The sequence below is a fragment of the Rahnella sp. PAMC25559 genome (genome assembly GCF_050632365.1).
In the GTDB taxonomy this organism is placed as follows: domain Bacteria; phylum Pseudomonadota; class Gammaproteobacteria; order Enterobacterales; family Enterobacteriaceae; genus Rahnella; species Rahnella rivi.
Map to the genome: position 1 here is coordinate 4,281,905 of NZ_CP192543.1, position 20,655 is coordinate 4,302,559.

At 53.7% G+C, this 20,655-nt stretch carries 20 protein-coding genes; 3 read left to right on the forward strand and 17 right to left on the reverse strand.

Annotation, left to right across the window (positions count from 1 at the left end; translation table 11 throughout):
* Positions 1-62 precede the first annotated feature (62 nt).
* The 12 genes from der to ACQZQY_RS20785 all read right to left on the reverse strand — a co-directional run bounded on the left by der (position 63) and on the right by ACQZQY_RS20785 (position 13,573).
* Complete coding sequence (der, locus tag ACQZQY_RS20730; RefSeq protein ID WP_122097413.1) at positions 63-1,547, reverse strand: ribosome biogenesis GTPase Der; 1,485 nt, start codon at positions 1,545-1,547, stop codon at positions 63-65.
* A gap of 209 nt (positions 1,548-1,756) precedes the next feature.
* Positions 1,757-2,938 (reverse strand): outer membrane protein assembly factor BamB, encoded by a 1,182-nt coding sequence (bamB, locus tag ACQZQY_RS20735; RefSeq protein ID WP_431296331.1) that lies wholly within the window; start codon positions 2,936-2,938, stop codon positions 1,757-1,759.
* 11 nt (positions 2,939-2,949) lie between these two features.
* Positions 2,950-3,570 carry a YfgM family protein gene (locus tag ACQZQY_RS20740; RefSeq protein ID WP_056781272.1) on the reverse strand — a complete coding sequence of 207 codons (621 nt, stop codon included), beginning with the start codon at positions 3,568-3,570 and terminating at the stop codon, positions 2,950-2,952.
* A gap of 13 nt (positions 3,571-3,583) precedes the next feature.
* Entirely contained in the window at positions 3,584-4,858 is a 1,275-nt protein-coding gene (gene hisS / locus ACQZQY_RS20745; protein WP_431296332.1) for a histidine--tRNA ligase, read from the reverse strand.
* Positions 4,859-4,990: 132 nt separating this feature from the next.
* The gene (ispG, locus tag ACQZQY_RS20750; protein ID WP_056781278.1) at positions 4,991-6,112 is read right to left on the reverse strand and encodes a flavodoxin-dependent (E)-4-hydroxy-3-methylbut-2-enyl-diphosphate synthase; all 1,122 of its coding nucleotides are present in this window, start codon (positions 6,110-6,112) and stop codon (positions 4,991-4,993) included.
* A 42-nt stretch (positions 6,113-6,154) separates the two neighbouring features.
* A complete protein-coding gene (rodZ, locus tag ACQZQY_RS20755; protein ID WP_056781282.1) occupies positions 6,155-7,153 on the reverse strand; it encodes a cytoskeleton protein RodZ in 999 nt (332 codons plus the stop codon).
* Positions 7,143-7,904 carry a type IV pilus biogenesis/stability protein PilW gene (pilW, locus tag ACQZQY_RS20760; protein WP_056781284.1) on the reverse strand — a complete coding sequence of 254 codons (762 nt, stop codon included), beginning with the start codon at positions 7,902-7,904 and terminating at the stop codon, positions 7,143-7,145. Before pilW ends, rodZ begins: the two co-directional genes overlap by 11 nt.
* 94 nt (positions 7,905-7,998) lie before the next feature.
* Positions 7,999-9,198, reverse strand: coding sequence for a bifunctional tRNA (adenosine(37)-C2)-methyltransferase TrmG/ribosomal RNA large subunit methyltransferase RlmN (locus tag ACQZQY_RS20765; protein WP_056781288.1), 1,200 nt, complete (start codon positions 9,196-9,198; stop codon positions 7,999-8,001).
* A gap of 237 nt (positions 9,199-9,435) precedes the next feature.
* Complete coding sequence (ndk, locus tag ACQZQY_RS20770; RefSeq protein ID WP_056781291.1) at positions 9,436-9,861, reverse strand: nucleoside-diphosphate kinase; 426 nt, start codon at positions 9,859-9,861, stop codon at positions 9,436-9,438.
* A gap of 223 nt (positions 9,862-10,084) precedes the next feature.
* Positions 10,085-10,948 (reverse strand): enhanced serine sensitivity protein SseB, encoded by an 864-nt coding sequence (sseB, locus tag ACQZQY_RS20775; RefSeq protein WP_431296333.1) that lies wholly within the window; start codon positions 10,946-10,948, stop codon positions 10,085-10,087.
* Between the two features lie 77 nt (positions 10,949-11,025).
* Complete coding sequence (gene pepB, locus ACQZQY_RS20780) at positions 11,026-12,336, reverse strand: aminopeptidase PepB (protein WP_431296334.1); 1,311 nt, start codon at positions 12,334-12,336, stop codon at positions 11,026-11,028.
* A gap of 67 nt (positions 12,337-12,403) precedes the next feature.
* Positions 12,404-13,573: an IscS subfamily cysteine desulfurase gene (locus ACQZQY_RS20785; protein WP_431296335.1), complete on the reverse strand. Its 1,170-nt coding sequence runs from the start codon at positions 13,571-13,573 to the stop codon at positions 12,404-12,406.
* Here ACQZQY_RS20785 and ACQZQY_RS20790 point away from each other — a divergent pair.
* A complete protein-coding gene (locus ACQZQY_RS20790) occupies positions 13,572-13,775 on the forward strand; it encodes a hypothetical protein (protein ID WP_414070590.1) in 204 nt (67 codons plus the stop codon). The two genes, ACQZQY_RS20785 and ACQZQY_RS20790, sit on opposite strands and share 2 nt — an antisense overlap.
* Before the next feature lie 4 nt (positions 13,776-13,779).
* On the opposite strand, the gene iscR is transcribed toward ACQZQY_RS20790, so the two are convergent.
* Together iscR and trmJ are read right to left on the reverse strand one after the other, a co-directional pair.
* Entirely contained in the window at positions 13,780-14,274 is a 495-nt protein-coding gene (gene iscR / locus ACQZQY_RS20795; RefSeq protein ID WP_056781306.1) for a Fe-S cluster assembly transcriptional regulator IscR, read from the reverse strand.
* A gap of 204 nt (positions 14,275-14,478) precedes the next feature.
* A complete protein-coding gene (gene trmJ, locus ACQZQY_RS20800) occupies positions 14,479-15,216 on the reverse strand; it encodes a tRNA (cytosine(32)/uridine(32)-2'-O)-methyltransferase TrmJ (protein ID WP_056781309.1) in 738 nt (245 codons plus the stop codon).
* Positions 15,217-15,343: 127 nt separating this feature from the next.
* Here trmJ and suhB point away from each other — a divergent pair, with 127 nt between their 5' ends.
* Positions 15,344-16,147 (forward strand): inositol-1-monophosphatase, encoded by an 804-nt coding sequence (gene suhB, locus ACQZQY_RS20805; RefSeq protein ID WP_056781311.1) that lies wholly within the window; start codon positions 15,344-15,346, stop codon positions 16,145-16,147.
* A 67-nt stretch (positions 16,148-16,214) separates the two neighbouring features.
* Here suhB and ACQZQY_RS20810 read toward each other — a convergent pair whose 3' ends face one another.
* Together ACQZQY_RS20810 and ACQZQY_RS20815 are read right to left on the reverse strand one after the other, a co-directional pair.
* Positions 16,215-17,234, reverse strand: a complete 1,020-nt coding sequence (locus ACQZQY_RS20810) for a nickel/cobalt transporter (protein ID WP_431296336.1) — start codon at positions 17,232-17,234, stop codon at positions 16,215-16,217.
* Positions 17,225-17,776: a DUF1007 family protein gene (locus tag ACQZQY_RS20815; protein ID WP_431297225.1), complete on the reverse strand. Its 552-nt coding sequence runs from the start codon at positions 17,774-17,776 to the stop codon at positions 17,225-17,227. Before ACQZQY_RS20815 ends, ACQZQY_RS20810 begins: the two co-directional genes overlap by 10 nt.
* A gap of 301 nt (positions 17,777-18,077) precedes the next feature.
* Here ACQZQY_RS20815 and csiE point away from each other — a divergent pair, with 301 nt between their 5' ends.
* On the forward strand, positions 18,078-19,373 hold the full coding sequence (gene csiE, locus ACQZQY_RS20820) for a stationary phase inducible protein CsiE (protein WP_056781317.1): 1,296 nt from the start codon (positions 18,078-18,080) through the stop codon (positions 19,371-19,373).
* Here the strand turns inward: csiE and ACQZQY_RS20825 are convergent.
* Entirely contained in the window at positions 19,370-20,524 is a 1,155-nt protein-coding gene (locus tag ACQZQY_RS20825) for a 3-phenylpropionate MFS transporter (protein ID WP_431296337.1), read from the reverse strand. The genes csiE and ACQZQY_RS20825 overlap by 4 nt on opposite strands.
* Between the last annotated feature and the right edge of the window lie 131 nt (positions 20,525-20,655).

Sequence of the window (20,655 nt, forward strand, 5' to 3'; positions counted from 1 at the left end):
AGCCAGTTCCTTGCGAAAAGTGGGGCAAAAAAATGGGGTACATTTTCATGCACCCCATCAGTTTAGGATTTGTTTTTCAGATGCTGCAGAAGGCGTCGACGTTTACGCTGCTGGTGTGGTGACAGCGTGTTTTTCTTGCCTTCATACGGGTTCTCACCCTCTTTAAACTGGATGCGGATAGGCGTTCCCATCACTTTCAATGAACGGCGGAAATAGTTCATCAGATAGCGTTTGTAGGAGTCAGCCAGATCTTTCACCTGGTTACCGTGAATAACCACGATCGGCGGGTTATACCCCCCGGCGTGAGCATATTTCAGCTTCACACGACGGCCATTAACCAGCGGTGGCTGATGATCGTCCGCCGCCATCTGCATGATACGAGTCAGCATGGAAGTGCTCACTCGCGTGGTCGCGCAGGTGTAGGCTTCGATCACTGACTCAAACAGATTGCCCACGCCGCTGCCGTGCAGGGCCGAGATGAAGTGGATTCGGGCGAAGTCGACAAAACCAAGGCGCAGATCCAGCTGGTCTTTCACCTGTGCACGCGCATCTTCACTCATGCCATCCCATTTGTTCACCACAATCAGCAGTGAGCGCCCACTATTGAGGATGAACCCCAGCAGTGACAGGTCCTGATCGGAAATGCCGTCGCGGGCATCAATCACCAGCATCACGACGTTCGCGTCTTCAATCGCTTTCAGGGTTTTGATGACGGAGAATTTCTCAACGGTTTCAGTAACTTTACCGCGCTTACGCACGCCGGCAGTATCGATCAGAACGTATTCACGCTCGTCACGCACCATCGGGATATAAATACTGTCACGGGTGGTCCCCGGCATGTCGTAAACCACGACACGCTCTTCCCCCAGAATACGGTTAGTCAGTGTGGACTTACCTACGTTAGGACGCCCGACAATAGCCAGTTTGATTGGCAGGGACTGCGGATCAAAGTCGTCTTCTTCGTCTTCCGGGATTTCATCACCGGTCGCTTCTTGTTCTGCCCAGTAAGCGGCGTTAGCCTCTTCTTCCGTCAGTTCGACTTCTTCCGGCTTTTCACCGACAAACGGGATCAGCACGTGTTCAATCAGCTGCGCCACACCACGGCCATGAGAAGCCGCGATCGGGTAGACTTCGCCTAAACCCAGTGAATAGAAATCGCCGACGGCGCTGTCCGGATCAATACCGTCGGTTTTGTTCGCGACCAGGAAAGTGGATTTTTCACGGCTGCGAAGATGTTGGGCAATGCCCTGATCGGCAGGCATCAGGCCCGCGCGCGCATCGACCATGAAAAGGACGATGTCCGCTTCTTCGATTGCCAGCAATGACTGGCCGGCCATACGGGTTTCAACGCCGTCTTCGGTACCGTCGATACCGCCGGTATCCACGATGATGAATTCATTACCCTCAATCTCAGCACGACCATACTTGCGGTCACGCGTTAGCCCCGGGAAATCCGCAACCAGCGCGTCGCGCGTCTTGGTCAAACGGTTAAATAAAGTGGATTTACCCACATTCGGGCGCCCAACAAGCGCAACGACAGGTATCATTTTGAAGCCTCAGTGTTTTTATTTATAGCTAAACGCAAATAGCCTGCAGCCCTTCACTTCTGGACAAACAGCTATAATTCAATTTGTTACAGCGCAATCTGATCGAAAAATTGCACGGTTTTCAGAATACGAAACGGCCCCTGAGCAATTCAGGAGCCGTTTTTAAGCCCGCGATCAAACGATCTCAGGGCCAGACGCCGGGCGCGATATTAGCGGGTGAAGGAGTAAACTTCGCCACCTTTCGCCTGCACGACCAGCTTGTCACTTGCCACAATCGGCGCACTCAGGAAGCCATCGCTGTCGACTTTCTGCTGAGCAACGAAACGACCGTCTGTGGTATTGATCCAGTGCAGGTAACCTTCGGAATCACCCACCACGATATACCCATTATACAGCACTGGCGCGGTGAGATTACGGTGCAACAGATCACTTTGACGCCACAGGCTAACGCCGCCTTGCGTATCAAGCGCCATCACACGGTCATCCTGATCGACCATGTAGATACGGCCGCTGTCGACGATGATGTCATTGACGGAACCCACATCACGTTTCCACATGACCTGACCTGAACGCAGATCCATGGCCACCAGATTACCGTTGTAAGCCAGCGCATAAACAACGCCATCAACGATAACCGGCGTAGTATCCACGTCACTCAGACGATCGATTTCAGTCGTCCCGGTGGTTTGTGAAATACGTTGCTGCCAGATCAACTGACCTTCTTTCATCAGCACTGCGCTGACACGGCCGTTATCACCGCCGACAATCGCTGCGCCAAACGCCACTGCCGGGGCTGACTCGCCGCGCAGGGACAGGGTTGGCATATCGAGGTTAGCAGTCCACTGCACGGTACCGTCAGATTCGCTCAGCCCCTGCAACATCCCGTTGCCGGTATGTACCAGCACTAAGCCATCGCTGACCACAGGCCGGGACAGTGCTTCGCCCGCCACTTTGGTCTGCCATGCCACTGTTCCGTCTTCGGTATTCAGCGCATAAACAACCGCTTTTTCACTGCCGACATACACATGGCCGCCAGAAACAGTCAGACCGCCGGACAGTTGTGCTGAACGGTTGCTGGAGAAGAAACCTGTTTTTTCAGACAGGTTAATACTCCACTTTTCTTTACCGCTGTCAGCATCCAGTGCTTTCACGATGCCAAAACGATCGGCTGCGTAAATGGTGCTGTCCTGCCAGGCCGGACGCAGGTGGGAGTAGAAATCGCCTACGCCGTCGCCTACGGATTTACTCCAGACCTGAGTCGGAGTAAATTGATTTTCAACTTTTGGCAGCGGGGACATTTTGACAACATCTTCTTCGCTGTTAAACAATGAACAGCCACTCAGCAGGGCAACAGAAACCCATCCTACCAAGAGTGTTTTACGCAATTGCATCGGGGTTCCCCTTAGCTGGCTAAGTTGTTCAATTTCATACGCAGCATCGTTTGCAGCGTTTGAGAGGGTTTAGATTCCAGACCTTTGCTGAAGGCTTCACGAGCCCCTTTCGCATCGCCTTTTGCGAGCAGAACATCACCGCGGATGCCTTGCTGCATTGCTGTCCAGCCTTCACCCTTCACGCCATCTAACGTTTTGAGTGCATCATCAAATTTGCCTTGCTGCATCTGGACACGTGCCAGACGTAAGTTCACCAGCGAGCGTAAATTGTCTTCTTTGGCCTGACTTTGCCCCTGAAGAAGCTGCTTCTCAGCATTCGCGAAATCTTTGATTTCGACAAAGTGATCGGCCAGTTGCAGAGCGGCAAACACACCGTAGTTATTGTCATTGCTCTGACCAAACTTTTCCAGCTCAGCCACGCCTTGCGGATTTTTGCTGGTCAGCGCCTGATTCGCTTTCTGGAAAGACGCAGAAGCTTCCGTCAAAGCGGAATCCTGATGGCTCTGCCAGACACGCCAGCCGCCCAGGGCGACAATACCCAGAACAACGCCGATGGCCAGCGCTTTACCGTTCTCGGCAAAGAAGCGACGTACAGCATCAACCTGTTCATTCTCAGTGGTATAGACTTCCACAGTGTCCTTCTCCTTAACCCAACATCGAGGCCAGACGCACAGCAACATCACTCTGCGTCAGCGTTTCTTGCGTTCCAGTCTGCAGGTCTTTGATCACGACCTGCTGGTTAGCGACTTCATCTTCGCCTAATACCAGGGCAACACGCGCACCCCATTTATCTGCACGGGCGAATTGCTTCTTAAAGTTTCCGCCACCGTAGTTAGTCATCACTTTCAGCTCCGGCAGCGCATCACGCAGTGTCTCAGCCAGTTTAATGGCTGCACCTTGCGTCCCTGCTCCCGAAGAAATGACGTAAGCATCTACCGTCGCAGGGGCTTTGAAGTCCGGGTTTACGGCCTGAACCAGTAACACCAGACGCTCCAGACCCATCGCAAAACCGACAGCAGGGGTTGCTCGGCCCCCTAATTGTTCAACCAGCCCGTCGTAACGGCCACCGGCACAAACAGTACCTTGTGCGCCAAGGCTGCTGGTTACCCATTCGAACACGGTGCGGTTGTAATAATCCAGACCGCGCACAAGTCGCTGATTAACCGTATATGGGATACCAGACTGCTCTAAAAGTTCACACAGACCTGCAAAGTGTTCTCTTGATTCTTCATCAAGATAGTCACCCAATTGCGGAGCATCATTCAGTAATGCCTGGATATCCTGATTTTTGGAGTCCAGAACGCGCAGCGGGTTGCTGTACATGCGACGTTTGCAGTCTTCATCCAGCTTGTCTTTATGCTGCTCCAGGAAAGCCACCAGCGCATCGCGATAGTTGGCGCGGGCTTCCAGTGAACCGATTGAGTTCAGCTCAAGCGTCACGTGTTCAGAAATGCCCAGCGCACGCCACCAGCGCGCACTCAGCAGGATCAGCTCCGCGTCGATGTCCGGGCCCTGCAGGCCAAAGACTTCCACACCTAACTGATTAAACTGACGATAGCGGCCTTTTTGCGGGCGCTCGTAGCGGAACATCGGGCCGATGTACCACAGACGTTGTTCCTGATTGTACAGCAGACCATGTTCGATACCGGCGCGCACACAGCCCGCCGTGCCTTCAGGGCGCAGCGTCAGGCTTTCACCGTTGCGATCCTCAAAGGTATACATTTCTTTTTCCACGACATCGGTCACTTCGCCGATCGCGCGTTTAAACAATGGGGTCTGCTCTACAATCGGCATACGGATTTCGCTGTAGCCGTAACCACTGAGTACCTGTTTCAAAGTACCTTCGATACGCTGCCACAGCGCAGTGTCTTCCGGCAGGTAGTCGTTCATGCCGCGAATGGCCTGGATATTCTTTGCCACGTCAGTTCTCTATCGTTTTATAAAAAATGAACCCGATTATAGGGGGTTTGTGTCCTGCGGTTCAACGCACAACGCCGTCACCCCTGTCGGGTTCAATATAATGCAGATGTACTCTGACACCCGCAACCGATGTTACTTTTCAAGATGATTGATAACGATACGTTTACTCTCATCCATAATCGCCGCTTTAGCACGGATCTTCGCTTCTAACTGGTCGATCATCTGTTCGTTGTCAAAACGATCTCTCTGACGTACGCCGTCTTCATAGAAGCCACTTTTATTATGGCCTCCGGTGACGCCGATCGTGGACACCAGCGCTTCGCCCGGTCCATTCACCACACAACCAATGATGGAAACATCCATCGGGGTGATCAGATCTTCCAGACGCTGCTCTAACGCGTTAACCGTGCCGATGACATCAAATTCCTGACGCGAGCAGGTCGGACAGGCAATAAAGTTGATGCCACGCGAGCGAATGCGAAGTGACTTCAGAATATCAAAGCCTACCTTCACTTCTTCGACAGGGTCGGCAGCCAGCGAGATGCGCAACGTATCGCCGATACCTTCAGACAGCAAAAGACCGAGGCCGATGGCCGATTTCACGGAACCGGCGCGTAAACCGCCCGCTTCAGTGATGCCAAGATGCAAAGGCTGATCGATACGCTTCGCCAGCAGACGATAAGACTCAACGGCAAGAAACACGTCTGAGGCCTTAACACTCACTTTGAACTGATCAAAGTTGAGGCGATCGAGAATATCAACATGGCGCATCGCCGATTCCAGCAGCGCTTCCGGCGTAGGTTCGCCGAATTTTTCCTGGATATCTTTCTCCAGAGAGCCGCCATTCACGCCGATACGAATAGGAATATTGTAATGACGGGCGCAATCCACTACCGAGCGAATGCGGGATTCATTACCAATGTTACCTGGATTAATACGCAGGCAATCAACGCCGTATTCGGCTACTTTGAGCGCGATACGGTAATCAAAATGGATGTCAGCGACCAGCGGGACATTAACCTGCTGCTTGATGAGCTTGAACGCCTCAGCGGCATCCATGGTAGGCACGGAAACGCGAACAATATCGACACCGACACGTTCCAGCGATTTGATCTGCGCGACCGTCGCCGCGACATCTGTGGTGCGGGTGTTGGTCATCGATTGCACAGCAATCGGTGCTCCGTCACCTACAGGCACCTTGCCGACATAAATCCGGGTTGATTTGCGACGGGTAATGGGTGCTTGGTTATGCATTACTTCACTCTCCATCGTTGCAATCGTCCGACAAGCTGCCGATTACTCGGCAGCGATAGTCAGGCGCGCAACACGGCTTGATTTTACGAAACGACTTAAATCAACCGGCTTGCCCTGGAATTGAATATCCACTGCACCCGGTGCACCGATTTTCAGCTTATAAGGTGCAGTTCCCTTCACGCTCAGGGTTTCGCCACCTTTTTTGATGCCGCTGAACAGGGTCTTACCTGACGCGTCATCGATCTGTAACCAGCAGTCAGCTTTGAATGTCAAAGCGACAGCTTGTGGATCCGCACCTGCCGCAGCAGTTTGTGCATCACCGGTTGGCAGACCATTCTCAGCCGTGGCTGGCTGGCTGGTGGATACTGCAGCAGGTGCTTGTGCTGCAGGCGTTCCGGCGGTAGCCGGTGCGCTGTTATCCGTTGGCGTTGACGTGGTGTTCAACGGAATTGAGTTCTGTGCCTGTGGTGCCCCGGCCGCTGCGTCAGGCGCAGAAGAGGAGTCTTCTGTCGTCGGTGCAGAATTAGCATTGTCACCACCGCCCAGAGGAATAGTTTGCCCCTGGCCGTTATCCTGATTCAGTTGAGCCGTTGACTGATCGGCCATTGTCGCGATTTCTTCCTGCTGCGCCTGATGATTTTGCCACCACCATGCACCGGTCAGGCCAATCACAACAAACACGATCAACCAGGTAAAGCCCATCAGCCAGCCATCGCGTTTTTTACGAGACTTGCCGAGAGAAAAACCCTGCATTGAAGCGACTTTCGGCACTTTGATGGGGGCTTGCTTACCGATCAGATCTAACAGTTCTTCTTCCGGGATATGAACCAGTTTGGCGTAAGAACGAAGATAGCCACGCAGGAAAGTCGGAGCGAGATCGCCCGGCGTCGTTTCTTCTTCGATTTGGCGAATCGTTGAGACTTTCAGACACAGGCGTTCTGCAACGGCCTGATGGCTTAGCCCTAACTCTTCACGTGCCTGACACAGGCGTTGGCCTGCGGTCAGTTTAACTTTATTTTCTTGGGAGGCTTCAGTATTCATTAGCTAAGAACTGCTGGTACTGTTGGGATTGTGGATAACTACGCGCAAGCTGCTTACCGTAGCGTTGAACGCTGTCCGGATTGCCCGCTAACGCAGCGAATCGAATTTGTAACATAATGCTGTCAGCCGTGGCTGGCAGAACATGCTGGTATACATCCAGTAGAAGTTTTGCCTGAGCGCGATTCCCTTCTCCAAATTCTTTGGTTGCCTCTGTCAGCAAGGGTGCGCCTTTATCGGGATCGATTTTTAATGCCCGGCTCAGTAACACTCGCGCTTCCTCATTCTGATTTGCCTTCAGAAAACAGTAGCCTGCATTTTCGAGACTGTCAGCAACCTGACCGTAATCAGGCGCATTAGCTGCGGCGCTAAACTGCTGTTGTGCCGGTACATACTGCCCTAAACTACACAAAAACGCACCGTAATTATTCAACACGGTCCCATTTTGCGGCGCCAGCTTCAGCGCTTGCTGGTAGCGACTTTGCGCAGCTTTTTGATCGCCGGTTTTTTGCTCGTAAAGCGCCATGCCCAGCTGAGTGCGATAATCGTCAGGCGCGCTGTCCGCGGCTTTCTGCAAATTCTGTTTCGCCGCGTCCATATTTCCCTGGGAGAGATACGCCATTCCCAGTTCAAGACGCGTCTGTGAGGCACCGGTAGCTGACTGCGTCTCCTTCGGAGAGCTTGAGCACCCGGCGAGCAAAGAGGCGGCTAAACCCGCCGCCATCAGCACCTTCACACTGCCTTGCATTGTCATGCTTAATTCCCTTTATTCTGCCACCGACAATAAACAAACGGGCTGTGAAATGGTATCTGCACAGCCCGAACGCACCTACACACACTTCTGACGACTAAACGGCTTTAACAGAAATCTGCTGCTCAGCTGCCATTTTTTTCTTCAACGTACGCTTGGTACGGTCGATCACATCACCGGCAAGCTGACCACAAGCGGCATCAATATCGTCGCCGCGGGTTTTACGCACGATGACGGTAAAACCGTATTCCATCAGCACTTTAGAGAAGCGATCGATGCGGCTGTTTGAGCTGCGGCCATACGGCGCGCCAGGGAACGGGTTCCACGGGATGAGGTTGATTTTGCACGGCGTATTTTTCAAACGCTCAGCCAGCTCATGCGCATGCTCAGTACCGTCGTTAATGTGGTCAAGCATCACGTATTCGATGGTTACACGGCCCTGGTTAGCATTGGATTTGCTGATATAGCGTTCAACAGCGGCCAGGAACGTATCGATGTTGTACTTGCGGTTAATTGGCACGATCTCGTCGCGGATGGTGTCATTTGGCGCATGCAGGGAAATGGCCAGCGCAACGTCAATCATGTCGCCCAGCTTATCCAGCGCAGGAACCACACCGGACGTAGACAAGGTCACGCGGCGTTTAGACAGACCAAAACCGAAGTCATCCAGCATGATTTCCATGGCCGGCACCACGTTATTCAGATTCAGCAAGGGTTCGCCCATCCCCATCATCACTACGTTGGTGATAGGACGGGTACCGGTGACTTTCGCAGCACCGATGATTTTAGCCGCACGCCACACCTGGCCGATGATTTCGGACACACGCAGGTTACGGTTGAAACCCTGCTGAGCGGTAGAACAGAAGGTACATTCCAGCGCGCAGCCAACCTGAGAGGAAACGCAGAGCGTCGCACGATCGCCATCCGGGATATACACAGTTTCGACCAGCTGGCCGCCTACCTGAATCGCCCATTTGATGGTGCCATCGGTAGAACGTTGTTCGGAAGCGACTTCCGGCGCACGGATTTCAGCCACACGCGCCAGTTTGTCACGCAGCGGTTTGTTGATATCGGTCATTTGCTCGAAATCATCGCTGCAATAGTGATACATCCACTTCATGACCTGATCAGCACGGAACGGTTTCTCGCCCATGTTGATAAAGAACTCGCGCATTTGTTTGCGGTTGAGGTCAAGAAGGTTAATTTTTGCGGCAGCAGGAGCAACAGTTTTCACTTCCTCTGCAGAGATTGGGAAGGTTTCAGACACGTTTTGCTCGGGAGTTGTAGATTCTAACATAATGAAATATGGCCTCGTTGTTACACGTTATGGCGCCAGGGAAGTGCAGAGCCTGACCTTTTGCTGCCTGTCAGCGGCAATCAGATGGCCTGCAATAAATTGCGCCCCGAAGAGGCTGGCTCATTCGGGGCGCAACATTGTACAAATTTTAGGGCAGAGTTGCCATGTTTGGAAGGTGACCAGGGCAAATTCTTGTGAATATGCGGCGCATCTTCCAATCAGGCTTCGCCCAAAATCTTAACGCGGGCAGATTTCGCTTTCGTCGAAGAAGTAAGCGATTTCGCGTTGTGCAGATTCTACAGCATCAGAACCGTGAACAGCGTTAGCGGTGAAGCTGTCAGCAAAGTCTGCACGCAGAGTACCGGCCAGTGCATTTTCCGGGTTAGTTGCACCCATGATGTCACGGTTACGCTGAACTGCGTTTTCGCCTTCCAGAACCTGAACCATGATCGGGCCAGAGGTCATGAACTCAACCAGACCGTCGAAGAACGGACGACCTTTGTGCTCAGCGTAGAAGCCTTCAGCCTGCTCTTTGGTCAGTTTCAACATTTTAGAAGCAATGATGGTGAAACCTGCACGTTCGAAACGCGCGTAGATTGCGCCGATGTCATTGTTTGCAACGGAGTTTGGCTTGATGATGGAGAAAGTACGTTGGATAGTCATGAAAAACCTCTGGCTGACTTTTATAGGTAGGGCCGGTTAATTTAATGTTATACCTGCCGTAAAATGGCGGTGATTATAGGGAGCGAAGTTAAAATTGCCTACCCGAATCACAACATTTAATTAAAAAAATGCGGCATTGATTCACGATCAAGCACAAACACCCCATTTCCCTTAAACAAAGCAGGGGCAATAAAGAGTTTTGTGCCCCGTTTACCTTATCGTTTTATGCCTGCCCGGACGACGGGATGATGTTACGCAACCAGCTTCCCCATTTGCGCTGATAGAAAGGCTGGGTGTGGCTAATCAGATAATGGCTGATCCCTCGCTCTTTTTCGCAAACGATACAGAAATCAACCGGACGGTCATCGGGAGACGTTTCGGCAGCCACATTGCCGGCTTCGCGGATCAGCGCATCGATTTCCTTTTCATCACCGTCAGCTTCTACACCGATCAGCAGGTTAGGTTGATCATCCACGGTTTTGTCATGGATAAGGGCCATAAACGCCCGGCGCACCGGCTTTTTCTGAGTAAACAGCGTGGTCAGCGCGTCGATCATCGCCGAGGGATACTCCTCCGGCTGGCCAATCATCAGCTGGCTTTCTTTATCCAGCACCAGTTCTGAAGGCGCATTCAACCCGCCGTTGCTCAGCAGCAGCGTCACTTCGCTTGGGTAGAATTCTTTGCCGTATTCTGACTTCGGATTCAGAAATAATTCTTCCCCTTGTGTCATTTCAAACAACACGCGGGCAGGCAGCGCGACAAACGCCTGCTCATCCGGGCTTTCGCCGGCACTGGCTTTTTCCAGGACGTCTACAGAGGAAAAGAAAGGAATGATTGAGCTGCCGTCCTGCTTTTCCCAGTGCAAAATATTCAGTTCACTGCCAGCGGTGATCGCCACACTGCTCTGCTTTTCAGCGTCATCCTGCCCTGCGTCACCCAGCACAAAAACTGTGGATTCCAGCAGCGTTTGATAGAACGCCGGGCGCCAGGCAGCCGCGGTGACAGACAGGCGGAGCAGGCGCTCGAGCTCGTTTTCACCGTCTGTTGCCGCTGCGCCGGCAGGGAGATAATCGTGTGGGACACTCATGATTCTTGACTCCGGTAATGGTATGAAACGGGGCGCCGTTAAGCGCCCCGTTGTGCTTCTTGCCATGCTGTCTGTATTTATTTGGCTTTTGCTAACAATAAGTTGGCAACGGTCCGCACACCCAGGCCGGTCGCGCCCGCAGACCACTGATCCGCCGCGCTTTTACGGTAAGTGGCGGAGCAGTCGATGTGCAGCCAGCCTTTCTTATATTCAGTGACGAAATGAGACAGGAAAGCTGCCGCCGTGCTTGCACCCGCGGTATGAGAAGGGCCCGCGATATTATTCAGTTCAGCAAAATTGGACGGCAAATGTGCGCGATGGAACTCTTCCAGCGGCAGACGCCAGAACGGTTCGTGTTCGGCTTTCGCGCTTTCCAGCAGTTCGGCAGCCAGCGCATCGTCAAAGCTGAACAGCGCATGATAATCATTGCCCAGCGCCGTTTTCGCAGCGCCGGTCAGCGTTGCCGCATCAATCAGCAGTTCAGGATTCTGAGCAGATGCGTCGATAAGCCCATCCGCCAGAACCAGACGGCCTTCGGCATCGGTGTTCATGACTTCAACGGTTTTGCCGTTGCGGTAGCGAATAATGTCGCCCAGTTTCAATGCGTTGCCGCTGACCATGTTGTCGGCGCAGCACAGGTACAGTTTCACACGTTTGTTCAGGCCATTGGCCGCGGCCAGTGCCAGAGCGCCGGTCAAAGTGGCTGCGCCGCCCATATCGGCTTTCATCGAGTCCATGGAAGCGCTTGGCTTGAGGCTGTAGCCGCCGGTGTCAAAGGTGATACCTTTGCCGACCAGACAGGCGTAAACCGGTTCTTCAGCATCGCCGCTCGGGTTGTAATCAAGTGCCAGCAATACCGGCGGACGATCAGAACCCCGGCCAACAATGTGCAGCCCCTGATAATTCTGCTGACGCAGATCGTCACCTTTGGTAATGCGGTAGCTGACTTTATCGTTGCCGAATTCGCACATCAGATCCACAGCGCGGGTCGCCAGTTGCTCAGGTGACAACTCTTCCGCCGGAGTATTGATGGTGTTACGTACCCAGTCGATGATTTTCAGGCGTTGTTTCAGTGTAGTGGCGTCTTCTTCTGATAATTCAGCCCACTCAACGTTGCGCGCACCTTTCGGGCCGCGGAAGCCTTGCCAGAACGCCCAGCTGTTTTCGAGATCCCAGCCTTCACCGGCCAGCTTAACGTTTTTAACGCCCTGACCATCGATGCGGCGCGCTGCACGTGAGATTGCCGTCAGCGCGTCGCCGCCATTCAAATGAATGGTCATGCCCGCTGAATCGGTACTCAAAGTGGCTTTTTCGCCCCAGCGTGCATCGGCAGGCTGAGTGGAAAGGAAAACGTGCATGGCTTCATTGGTCGTTACTTCGGAACTCATAACAGCACTCCTGATTGTTTTTATCTTCAATGATGACAGGTAAATCGCCCTTTCACGGGGAGGCACTTCATTTCGTATAAACCGGGGGTAACTCACGCAGGCGGGTGACTGATTTCACCACCAGCGCGATGGCATAATCGATTTCTTCTTCGGTTGTCCAGCGTCCCAGCGAGAAGCGGATCGAACCGTGCGCCAGTTCTTCACTCAATCCTATGGCACGTAAAACGTAGGAAGGTTCAAGGCTTGCAGAGGTGCAGGCTGAGCCGGAGGAAACGGCAAGATCTTTCAGTGCCATGATCAGAGATTCACCTTCCACGTTGGCAAAACTGACGTTCAGGATATTGGGTGCCGCGTGCTGCCCTGAACCATTGAGGTGCACCTGCTCCAGTTTCTGAATACCTTTCCACAACCGGTCGCGAAGTACAGTCAGACGCGCCACTTCAGCGGGCATTTCTTCTTTGGCGATGCGATAGGCTTCGCCCATGCCGACAATCTGATGCACCGGTAACGTCCCGGAACGCATACCGCGTTCGTGACCGCCACCGTGGATTTGGGCTTCGATGCGGACTTTCGGTTTACGGCGTACATACAGCGCACCAATGCCTTTTGGCCCATAGATTTTATGCGCTGAAAACGACATCAGATCCACCGGCAACTCGCTGAGATCGATGGAGATTTTACCCACGCTCTGCGTCGCATCCACGTGAAACACAATACCGCGACTGCGGCACAGTTCGCCGATGGTCGCAATATCCTGAATCACACCGATTTCGTTGTTCACCTGCATCACCGACACCAGAATCGTATCCGGGCGCAGCGCGGCCTCAATGGCGGCGGCGGTGATAATACCGTCGCTGCGCGGTGCAAGAAAAGTGACCTCAAACCCTTCACTTTCCAGCTGAAGGCAGGTGTCGAGCACGGCTTTGTGTTCGGTCTGGCTGGTAATGATGTGTTTGCCTTTTTCACGCTGTGCGTGAGCCGCGCCTTTGATCGCAAGATTGTCTGATTCTGTCGCGCCTGACGTGAAGACAATCTCACGCGGGTCGGCATTAATCAGCTCGGCAATCTGGTTACGCGCCACATCTACCGCCTCCTCCGCCTGCCAGCCAAAGCGGTGCGAGCGGGAAGCCGGATTGCCGAAAGTACCGTCCAGTGTCAGACACTGCATCATTTTCCCAGCCACACGCGGATCGACCGGCGTCGTGGCTGAGTAATCGAGATAAATAGGTAATTTCATGGCAGGCAAGCTCCGGACTGCGCGTTCGACAGCGAACGAAAGAATTAAAAACGACAACCAGTTTAAAACGGCTTCACGGATTCTTAAAAGGGAAATGACGTTTTGCGGGCACTTATCGGTAAGAATTGGCTTCAGAAAAGCAAAAGCCCGCGGGAATATGCATTTCCGCGGGCTTTTTAAAGCGGTTATCAATGTGGATTAAGCGATCAGGCTCTTAAATTGACATTGATGGTTTCCATCTGGCGGCCGTTAGGCTGACGACGGACTTCACCGTTCTGACGGTCGGCCACTTCCAGGATTTCCTGATTGTTGACCAGTTCAGCCAGCGTAATATTGTTGAGGAAGCCGCTGATGCGCTCGCTCAGATCACGCCATAAGGTGTGCGTCAGGCAGCGTTCGCCATTCTGGCACCCTTCTTTACCCTGACAACGGGTGGCGTCAACCGATTCGTCGACGGCAGTAATCACTGCGCCCACGGCGATATCAGCTGAATCTTTACCTAACAGATAACCACCGCCGGGACCACGAACACTGGCAACCAGACCGTTTTTACGCAAACGTGAGAACAACTGTTCCAGATACGAAAGAGAGATGCCCTGGCGCTCAGAAATGTCAGCCAGTGGTACCGGTCCTTCCTGTGAATGCAGCGCTACGTCAAGCATAGCGGTCACGGCATAACGGCCTTTGGATGTCAGTCTCATAGCATGATTACCTGTGTTGAAGAACTTAAAAAGTACAATGGGTCGCAATATGCAAACGAGTCTGCCATTCCCGAGTAAAACAGTCAACTATTTAACCTAGTAATTTACTCAAGTATTATAGAGCGGTCAGAGCGGAGGGTAAGAGAAGGGATTAACAGGCTGATAAATAAACATAAAATCGTCTTTATTATCAGCCTGAAGGGCTTATTCTTTGTCGTTCTTAGTCTTTTCAATCGACGTCAGGATGCCGCGCAGAATGTTTAATTCCTGAGATTCAGGGCGCGCACGGGTGAATAATCGACGTAATTTACTCATCACCTGCCCCGGATGTGCCTGGCGAATAAAGCCAGTTTCCAGCAGCGTATGTTCCAGATGCTGATAGAAACGTTCAAGGTCATCTACCAGCGGATACGGTGACTCTTCGTATTCCACCTGCGGTTTGGCAGCTTCCAGCAAGGCGAGGTGCGCGACGCGAACTTCATAGGCAATAATCTGCACGGCCATGGCCAGATTCAGTGAGCTGTATTCCGGATTCGCCGGGATGCAGACATGGTAATTACACTTTTGCAGTTCTTCGTTGGTCAGCCCCACGCGCTCGCGGCCAAACACCAGTGCGACCGGTGCGGTTTGTGCCGCAGCCGCGCTGTGCTCGCCGCATTCACGCGGATCCAGCATCGGCCACGGCAGCGTACGCGAACGCGCACTGGTGCCGATCACCAGGCTGCAACCCGCCAGGGCTTCGTCCAGCGTATCAACGATCCTGGCGTTACCGATCACGTCACTGGCACCGGCAGACAACGAGATGGCCTGAGAGTCAGGTTTCACCAGCGGATTCACCAGATAAAGGCTGGATAATCCCATGGTTTTCATGGCACGGGCGGTAGAGCCCATATTGCCGGTGTGGGAGGTTTCAACTAATACAATACGGATATTGGGCAGCATACAAACTCTGAGCGTGGCGGAAAATCACAACAGCCTATCACAACGGTAGTTAATTTTCAGAACCCCTGCTATACTGCGCGCCGTTTCCCGTATTCCCGTTCTTTAACATCCTAGTTGGAAGATATCCATGCATCCGATGCTCACCATCGCCGTGCGCGCTGCGCGCAAGGCCGGTAACCTGATTGCCAAACATTACGAAACGCCAGATTCTGTAGAAGCGACTCAAAAAGGTACCAATGATTTTGTTACCAATGTAGACCGCGAAGCAGAACACATGATTATCGACGTCATTCGCAAATCCTATCCAAAACACACCATCATCAGTGAAGAGTGTGGCGAGCTGGAAGGCGAAGACAAAGATGTACAATGGATTATCGACCCGCTGGATGGCACCACCAACTTCGTTAAACGCTTCCCACATTTCGCTGTTTCTATCGCCGTGCGCATCAAAGGCCGCACTGAAGTTGCGGTAGTTTACGATCCAATGCGTAACGAACTGTTCACCGCGACCCGTGGTCAGGGCGCACAGCTGAACGGTTACCGTCTGCGCGGCACTAACGCGAAAGATCTCGACGGCACCATTCTGGCGACCGGCTTCCCGTTCAAAGCAAAACAACACGCAAACAGCTACATCAATGTGATTGGCAAACTGTTCACTGAGTGCGCAGATTTCCGTCGCACCGGTTCTGCTGCGCTGGATCTGGCCTATGTGGCCGCTGGCCGCGTTGACGGTTTCTTTGAAATTGCCCTGAAGCCTTGGGATTTCGCCGGTGGCGAACTGCTGGTACGTGAATCAGGCGGCGTGGTCACTGACTTCGTTGGCGGTCACAACCATTACTCTTCTGGCAACATCGTTGCCGGTAACCCGCGCGTTGTTAAAGGTATTCTCAATACCATGCGTGAAGAACTGAGCGAAGCGCTGAAGCGTTAATTCCGCTGCCGGTCAGTTAAAAAAAAACGGACGTCCCATCGGGCGTCCGTTTTTTTATGCCTGCCATTTATCCCCTGAAGGGACCGCCGGTAATCGGGGAGACATCGCCGCCACCGGAGCTGTAGAGCAACATGCCCGCCACCAGCAGCACAATCCCGCCGGTCAGCGCCAGCAGCGACCAGGTGATCCGCTGCCAGGCCGCAGGCGTCCGGGTGGCGCTCAGTTTTACGGCCAGCGCACGGCTGTAAAACACCAGCACGCCGATAAGCGATACGGTCAGAGACGTTCCGACAGCCATGGTGATCGCCGAGATCACGCCCCAGCTGTAAACACCGATGACTTTCGCGAACAGTAACACCATGATCGCGCCGGAACAGGGCCGCAGTCCCATCGCCAGTACAATGGCCACCTGGGTGCGTAAATCTCCGCCCGCCTGAAGCTGCTGATCGCTGGGGACGTGCTGATGCCCGCAACCACAATGCTCATCATGAATGTGCGTTTCTTTTCCCAGCGGCGAAAGACGGCGGATGTGCATCGCCGGTGCCGGGCGCAAACTTTTGATCGTCTGCCACACGCGTTTTAGTGCGCGCCAGCAGAGCAAAAGCCCCAGCAGCATCACCAGAATAAAGCTCCCCCGCTCCATCCAGAAACTGCTCTGATGCAGCTGACGCGAAGAGAGTTGCAGCACGCCAAGCACCACGCTGACCAGCAATATTGCCACCATCCCCTGCACGAGCGCCGACGCAAAAGTCAGTTTCAGGCTGCTTTTCAGCCGTGAGGGGTGCGTCGCCAGATAAGTGGTGATGACGATTTTCCCATGCCCCGGTCCGATGGCGTGGATCACCCCGTAAACAAGGCTGAAGCCTGCCAGCGTCATGCCCGAGTGCATCGGATTTTCTTTCACCTGACGCAGCAGACCGGCCAGTTCCTGATGCAGTTCCCGCTGCCTGATAATGCTGCTCAGCAAAATGCGCGGCCAGTAGTGCATCAGCAGAACGCCGCCGCCTGCCAGCAAAATGAGGAAAATGGCCAGCGGCCAGAGATCACGCCATGAGAGAGTTTTCGACGGCGTTGAGATTAATGACATTCCAGCGTGACCTTTTGTGCAAATTGCTGCCCGAGATCCATATCTTCCGGCGGGGCATCGGCCTTATCGAGAGACAGCGCGTAGTTTTGCAGCGAAGCATCCGGTTTCGGCGTAAACAGCGCCAGCGTGCAGCGCTTTTCAAGCGACGGCGGCAGACGCAGCGCAGCGTTGTCTTTATAGGTCATATCGACAAAGTACGAGGGATCGAACGTTGAAAACTCCATGGGTTTGCCCTGCAGCAGTTGCGGTTTTGCCAGCGGCAGAACGAATTCCAGCACCGCCTGATCGCCCTTGCGGGAAAGCTGATATTCGCTGGGTAAATCCAGATATTTCACCGGTTTTCCTTCACGGTAGAAATTGGTGAAGTAGTGCTGGCTGAGCACCCGCGCCATCACTTCGGCGGCGAGTTTCTTCCAGATATCGGACCCCGGTTTGGCGTTCTGCGCGTCATACAGCAAATCTGCTGAGGTGATTTCATCCATCGTCCAGACCATTTTCAGCCCGGTCAGCGAGGTTTCATTCGCCACCAGCGTCGTCTGCATATCGATAAAACTGTGCGGGTGCGCCAGCACCGTTGCGGGCAGGCAGAACAGCGCAGTGCCCAGCCATTTGGCATAACGGGAGAAAGGCCGGTTCCGGGCCTGGTGTAACGTCATTTCCATATCAGGCGCCATTATATTGTTACTAAGTAACAGTATTTTGCTGTGCATTTAGGCGGTCGTCAAAAATATCTGTGATCTGAGTTGTAAGCCGGAGTAAAACCCGCCAGCCATGCCCTGCCGCGGGCAGGCGGTTTGCTATGCTTGACTAATAATTTCATGTGGCACCATTACAGAAGGTGATATGACTCTGGAAACACAACCCACTCCTGCGCTTTCCGCTTCGCAACGTCGCTGCCACGTGTTGCTGATGCTGTACGCGCCGCTGACGGCTGTGCAACTGGAAATCATCAGTGAAATCAACCGTGTTGATCTGCGCACCACCTGGGACGATCTGGCAGAAGTGACCTGCGAAATTCAGCGGATCCATCATCTGGATGTCATGCAATACAGTGAAAAAGAGTGCCGCATTGAAGGCGATACGCTTGCCCAGCGCTTATGTTTGTTTCACGGTTTGCGCCGCACATTACGTATTTCCCCCGATTTCGTGCCCCGCTATTTTCTTCCCTGGTTACACATTGCTTTCGAAAGTCAGCCCTGCCCGAAGGCGGCGCTGAGGACTGACATTCTGGGAATGATGATTGAAGACTGCTCCTCGCTGCTGCCAAAAGGGCTGAGCGAGCACGACGGCAAGCTGATGCGCATCTGCCTTCAATATTGTTTATGGCAGAACGGCGCATGGAAAAACGCCCCCTCCTCCGGGCTGCGTTTCACCGAACAACAGCGTCGCTGGTTGCGTGAGAAAGCCGAATACACGGCAGCGCGCGAGCTGTTTATGCAGCTGCAAACGCTGAGTAACGGTCTGCTGGATGACGGTGAGTGCGAATTTTTCACGCTAATGTTGCGGATGTTGAAAACCCACAGTTATCAGAGCTCAGGCTCTACCGAAGATCAGCGTTTACTGCTGCACATCGAAAGTCTGGTGGGACGTTTTCAGGAAGTCGCCGGAATGAAATTCAGCAGCTACGAAGGGCTGGTCGGTCAGCTGTTCGCGCATCTCGGGCCGGCGATCGAACGCTGTCATTTCGGCATTGGTATCGACAATTTAATGCAGGAAGAAGTGAACCGCATGTATCCGCGCCTGGTGCGGACAACGCGCGAAGCGCTGGAAGGCTTTGAGCACGAATATCTGATCCAGCTTTCCGAAGATGAAATCGGGCTGGTGGCAATCACGTTCGGCGCATGGCTGATGCAGGGAAATGCCTTGCAGGAAAAACAAATTCTGCTGCTGACCCACGACAATCCGCAGCTGGAAGAAGCGGTCGAGCAGCAAATCCGTGAAGCAACGCTGCTGCCGCTGAACATCAAATATCAGACGCTGACGGATTTCTACAAATTTGGTGCGCCGAGCGGCGTGGCGATGATTGTCACCCCCTACGCCACCCGCAGCACCGATGCCGATCCGCTGGTGATCCACACACAACTGCCACTGGCGAAAGAGCAGCGAAAACGTATCCGCTCGCTGCTCGAGGCGCCTTAGCGCGTTGCCGGTGCTGACGGCGCGACCTGCGGACGCAGGAAAATCGCCGGTACCGCCAGCAGTGCCATCACCCAGAACAGGCCCGCGTGGAGATGTTCGAACAGGAAGCCGGACACCATGGTCATCACCGCCACGCCGCCCCCCATCGCCAGTGCGGAATACACCGATTGCAGGCGAATGACCTGATCACGCGGACGCGCCGCGATAAAGCGCATGCCCGCCAGATGACACACCGTGAAGGTGCCGCAGTGCAAGATCTGAACCACGATAAGCCACGGCAGCGCGGTGAACGCCCCCATCATTGCCCAGCGCACCACGCCACAGACGGCGGAAAGCAGCAGTAAATCACGCGCCGACCAGCGGCTGAACAGCTGTTTGCTGAAGGTAAAGACCAGCACTTCCGCCACCACACCCAGCGACCAGAGATAACCAATGGTCGTGGAAGAATACCCGACATCCTGCCAGTAAATGGCGCTGAAACCGTAGTACGCCGCATGTGCGCCCTGCAACAGCGTGACGCACAGCAGGAAGCGCCACGCCGGCTTTTCGCCCAGCAGCGCTTTCCAGGAGATGGTCGGTGCACCGCTTTGACGCGGTTCGCCCACCGGTTTCACACTCGGACGCAGCAACATTCCCAGCAGCATGGCCGCCACACCTGCGGTCAGTGTGTAGAGGATCGCGTTATGACCGTACACTTCAACCAGCTTGCCGGTCAGCGCCGAACCAATCACAAACGCAATGGAACCCCAGACGCGCACCTTGCCGTAATCCATATTGATCTGACGTTGCAGTGTGCCCGCCATCGCATCGGTCAGCGGTACCAGCGGGCCAAAGAACAGACTGAAACCGGCGATGTTGATCATCAGCCACGCCCAGCCATCGCCAAACCAGAAGCCAACCGCGAACGCCAGCGTAAGCAGCGCCAGAATGCGCAGCCCGGTGACCAGATGAGAGGGATCTTTAATTGATGGGGAGATGATCAGCGTGCCAAGGAATCGCGCCACTAACCCGGCGCCGAGCAGCAGGCCAATATTTTCGGATGAAATGCCCTCGCCCTTGAGCCACAAACCCCAGAAGGGAAGAAAAATACCGTAACTGAAAAAATAGGTGAAATAACTGAGTGCCAGCCAGCGTGTGGAACGCAATTCCATAGATCCTCCGGTGTGAGGCCAATACTTTGACAGAGCTCACAATCGCTAGCAATCCGCAAACCTCTTCATCACAAAAGAATGTCTGCCAGCTCACAAATTCTGATTCATAGGTATAAAAAAACCCGCCGGAG

What these genes read in the sequence shown, in the direction of transcription:
- der (WP_122097413.1), bottom strand. Translation starts at nt 1,547, where the DNA reads ATGATACCTGTCGTTGCGCTTGTTGGGCGCCCGAATGTGGGTAAATCC.
- bamB (WP_431296331.1), bottom strand. Translation starts at nt 2,938, where the DNA reads ATGCAATTGCGTAAAACACTCTTGGTAGGATGGGTTTCTGTTGCCCTG.
- ispG (WP_056781278.1), bottom strand. Translation starts at nt 6,112, where the DNA reads ATGCATAACCAAGCACCCATTACCCGTCGCAAATCAACCCGGATTTAT.
- rodZ (WP_056781282.1), bottom strand. Translation starts at nt 7,153, where the DNA reads ATGAATACTGAAGCCTCCCAAGAAAATAAAGTTAAACTGACCGCAGGC.
- pilW (WP_056781284.1), bottom strand. Translation starts at nt 7,904, where the DNA reads ATGACAATGCAAGGCAGTGTGAAGGTGCTGATGGCGGCGGGTTTAGCC.
- ACQZQY_RS20765 (WP_056781288.1), bottom strand. Translation starts at nt 9,198, where the DNA reads ATGTTAGAATCTACAACTCCCGAGCAAAACGTGTCTGAAACCTTCCCA.
- ndk (WP_056781291.1), bottom strand. Translation starts at nt 9,861, where the DNA reads ATGACTATCCAACGTACTTTCTCCATCATCAAGCCAAACTCCGTTGCA.
- sseB (WP_431296333.1), bottom strand. Translation starts at nt 10,948, where the DNA reads ATGAGTGTCCCACACGATTATCTCCCTGCCGGCGCAGCGGCAACAGAC.
- pepB (WP_431296334.1), bottom strand. Translation starts at nt 12,336, where the DNA reads ATGAGTTCCGAAGTAACGACCAATGAAGCCATGCACGTTTTCCTTTCC.
- ACQZQY_RS20790 (WP_414070590.1), top strand. Translation starts at nt 13,572, where the DNA reads ATGGCAGGCAAGCTCCGGACTGCGCGTTCGACAGCGAACGAAAGAATT.
- ACQZQY_RS20785 (WP_431296335.1), bottom strand. Translation starts at nt 13,573, where the DNA reads ATGAAATTACCTATTTATCTCGATTACTCAGCCACGACGCCGGTCGAT.
- iscR (WP_056781306.1), bottom strand. Translation starts at nt 14,274, where the DNA reads ATGAGACTGACATCCAAAGGCCGTTATGCCGTGACCGCTATGCTTGAC.
- trmJ (WP_056781309.1), bottom strand. Translation starts at nt 15,216, where the DNA reads ATGCTGCCCAATATCCGTATTGTATTAGTTGAAACCTCCCACACCGGC.
- suhB (WP_056781311.1), top strand. Translation starts at nt 15,344, where the DNA reads ATGCATCCGATGCTCACCATCGCCGTGCGCGCTGCGCGCAAGGCCGGT.
- ACQZQY_RS20810 (WP_431296336.1), bottom strand. Translation starts at nt 17,234, where the DNA reads ATGTCATTAATCTCAACGCCGTCGAAAACTCTCTCATGGCGTGATCTC.
- ACQZQY_RS20815 (WP_431297225.1), bottom strand. Translation starts at nt 17,776, where the DNA reads ATGCAGACGACGCTGGTGGCGAATGAAACCTCGCTGACCGGGCTGAAA.
- csiE (WP_056781317.1), top strand. Translation starts at nt 18,078, where the DNA reads ATGACTCTGGAAACACAACCCACTCCTGCGCTTTCCGCTTCGCAACGT.
- ACQZQY_RS20825 (WP_431296337.1), bottom strand. Translation starts at nt 20,524, where the DNA reads ATGGAATTGCGTTCCACACGCTGGCTGGCACTCAGTTATTTCACCTAT.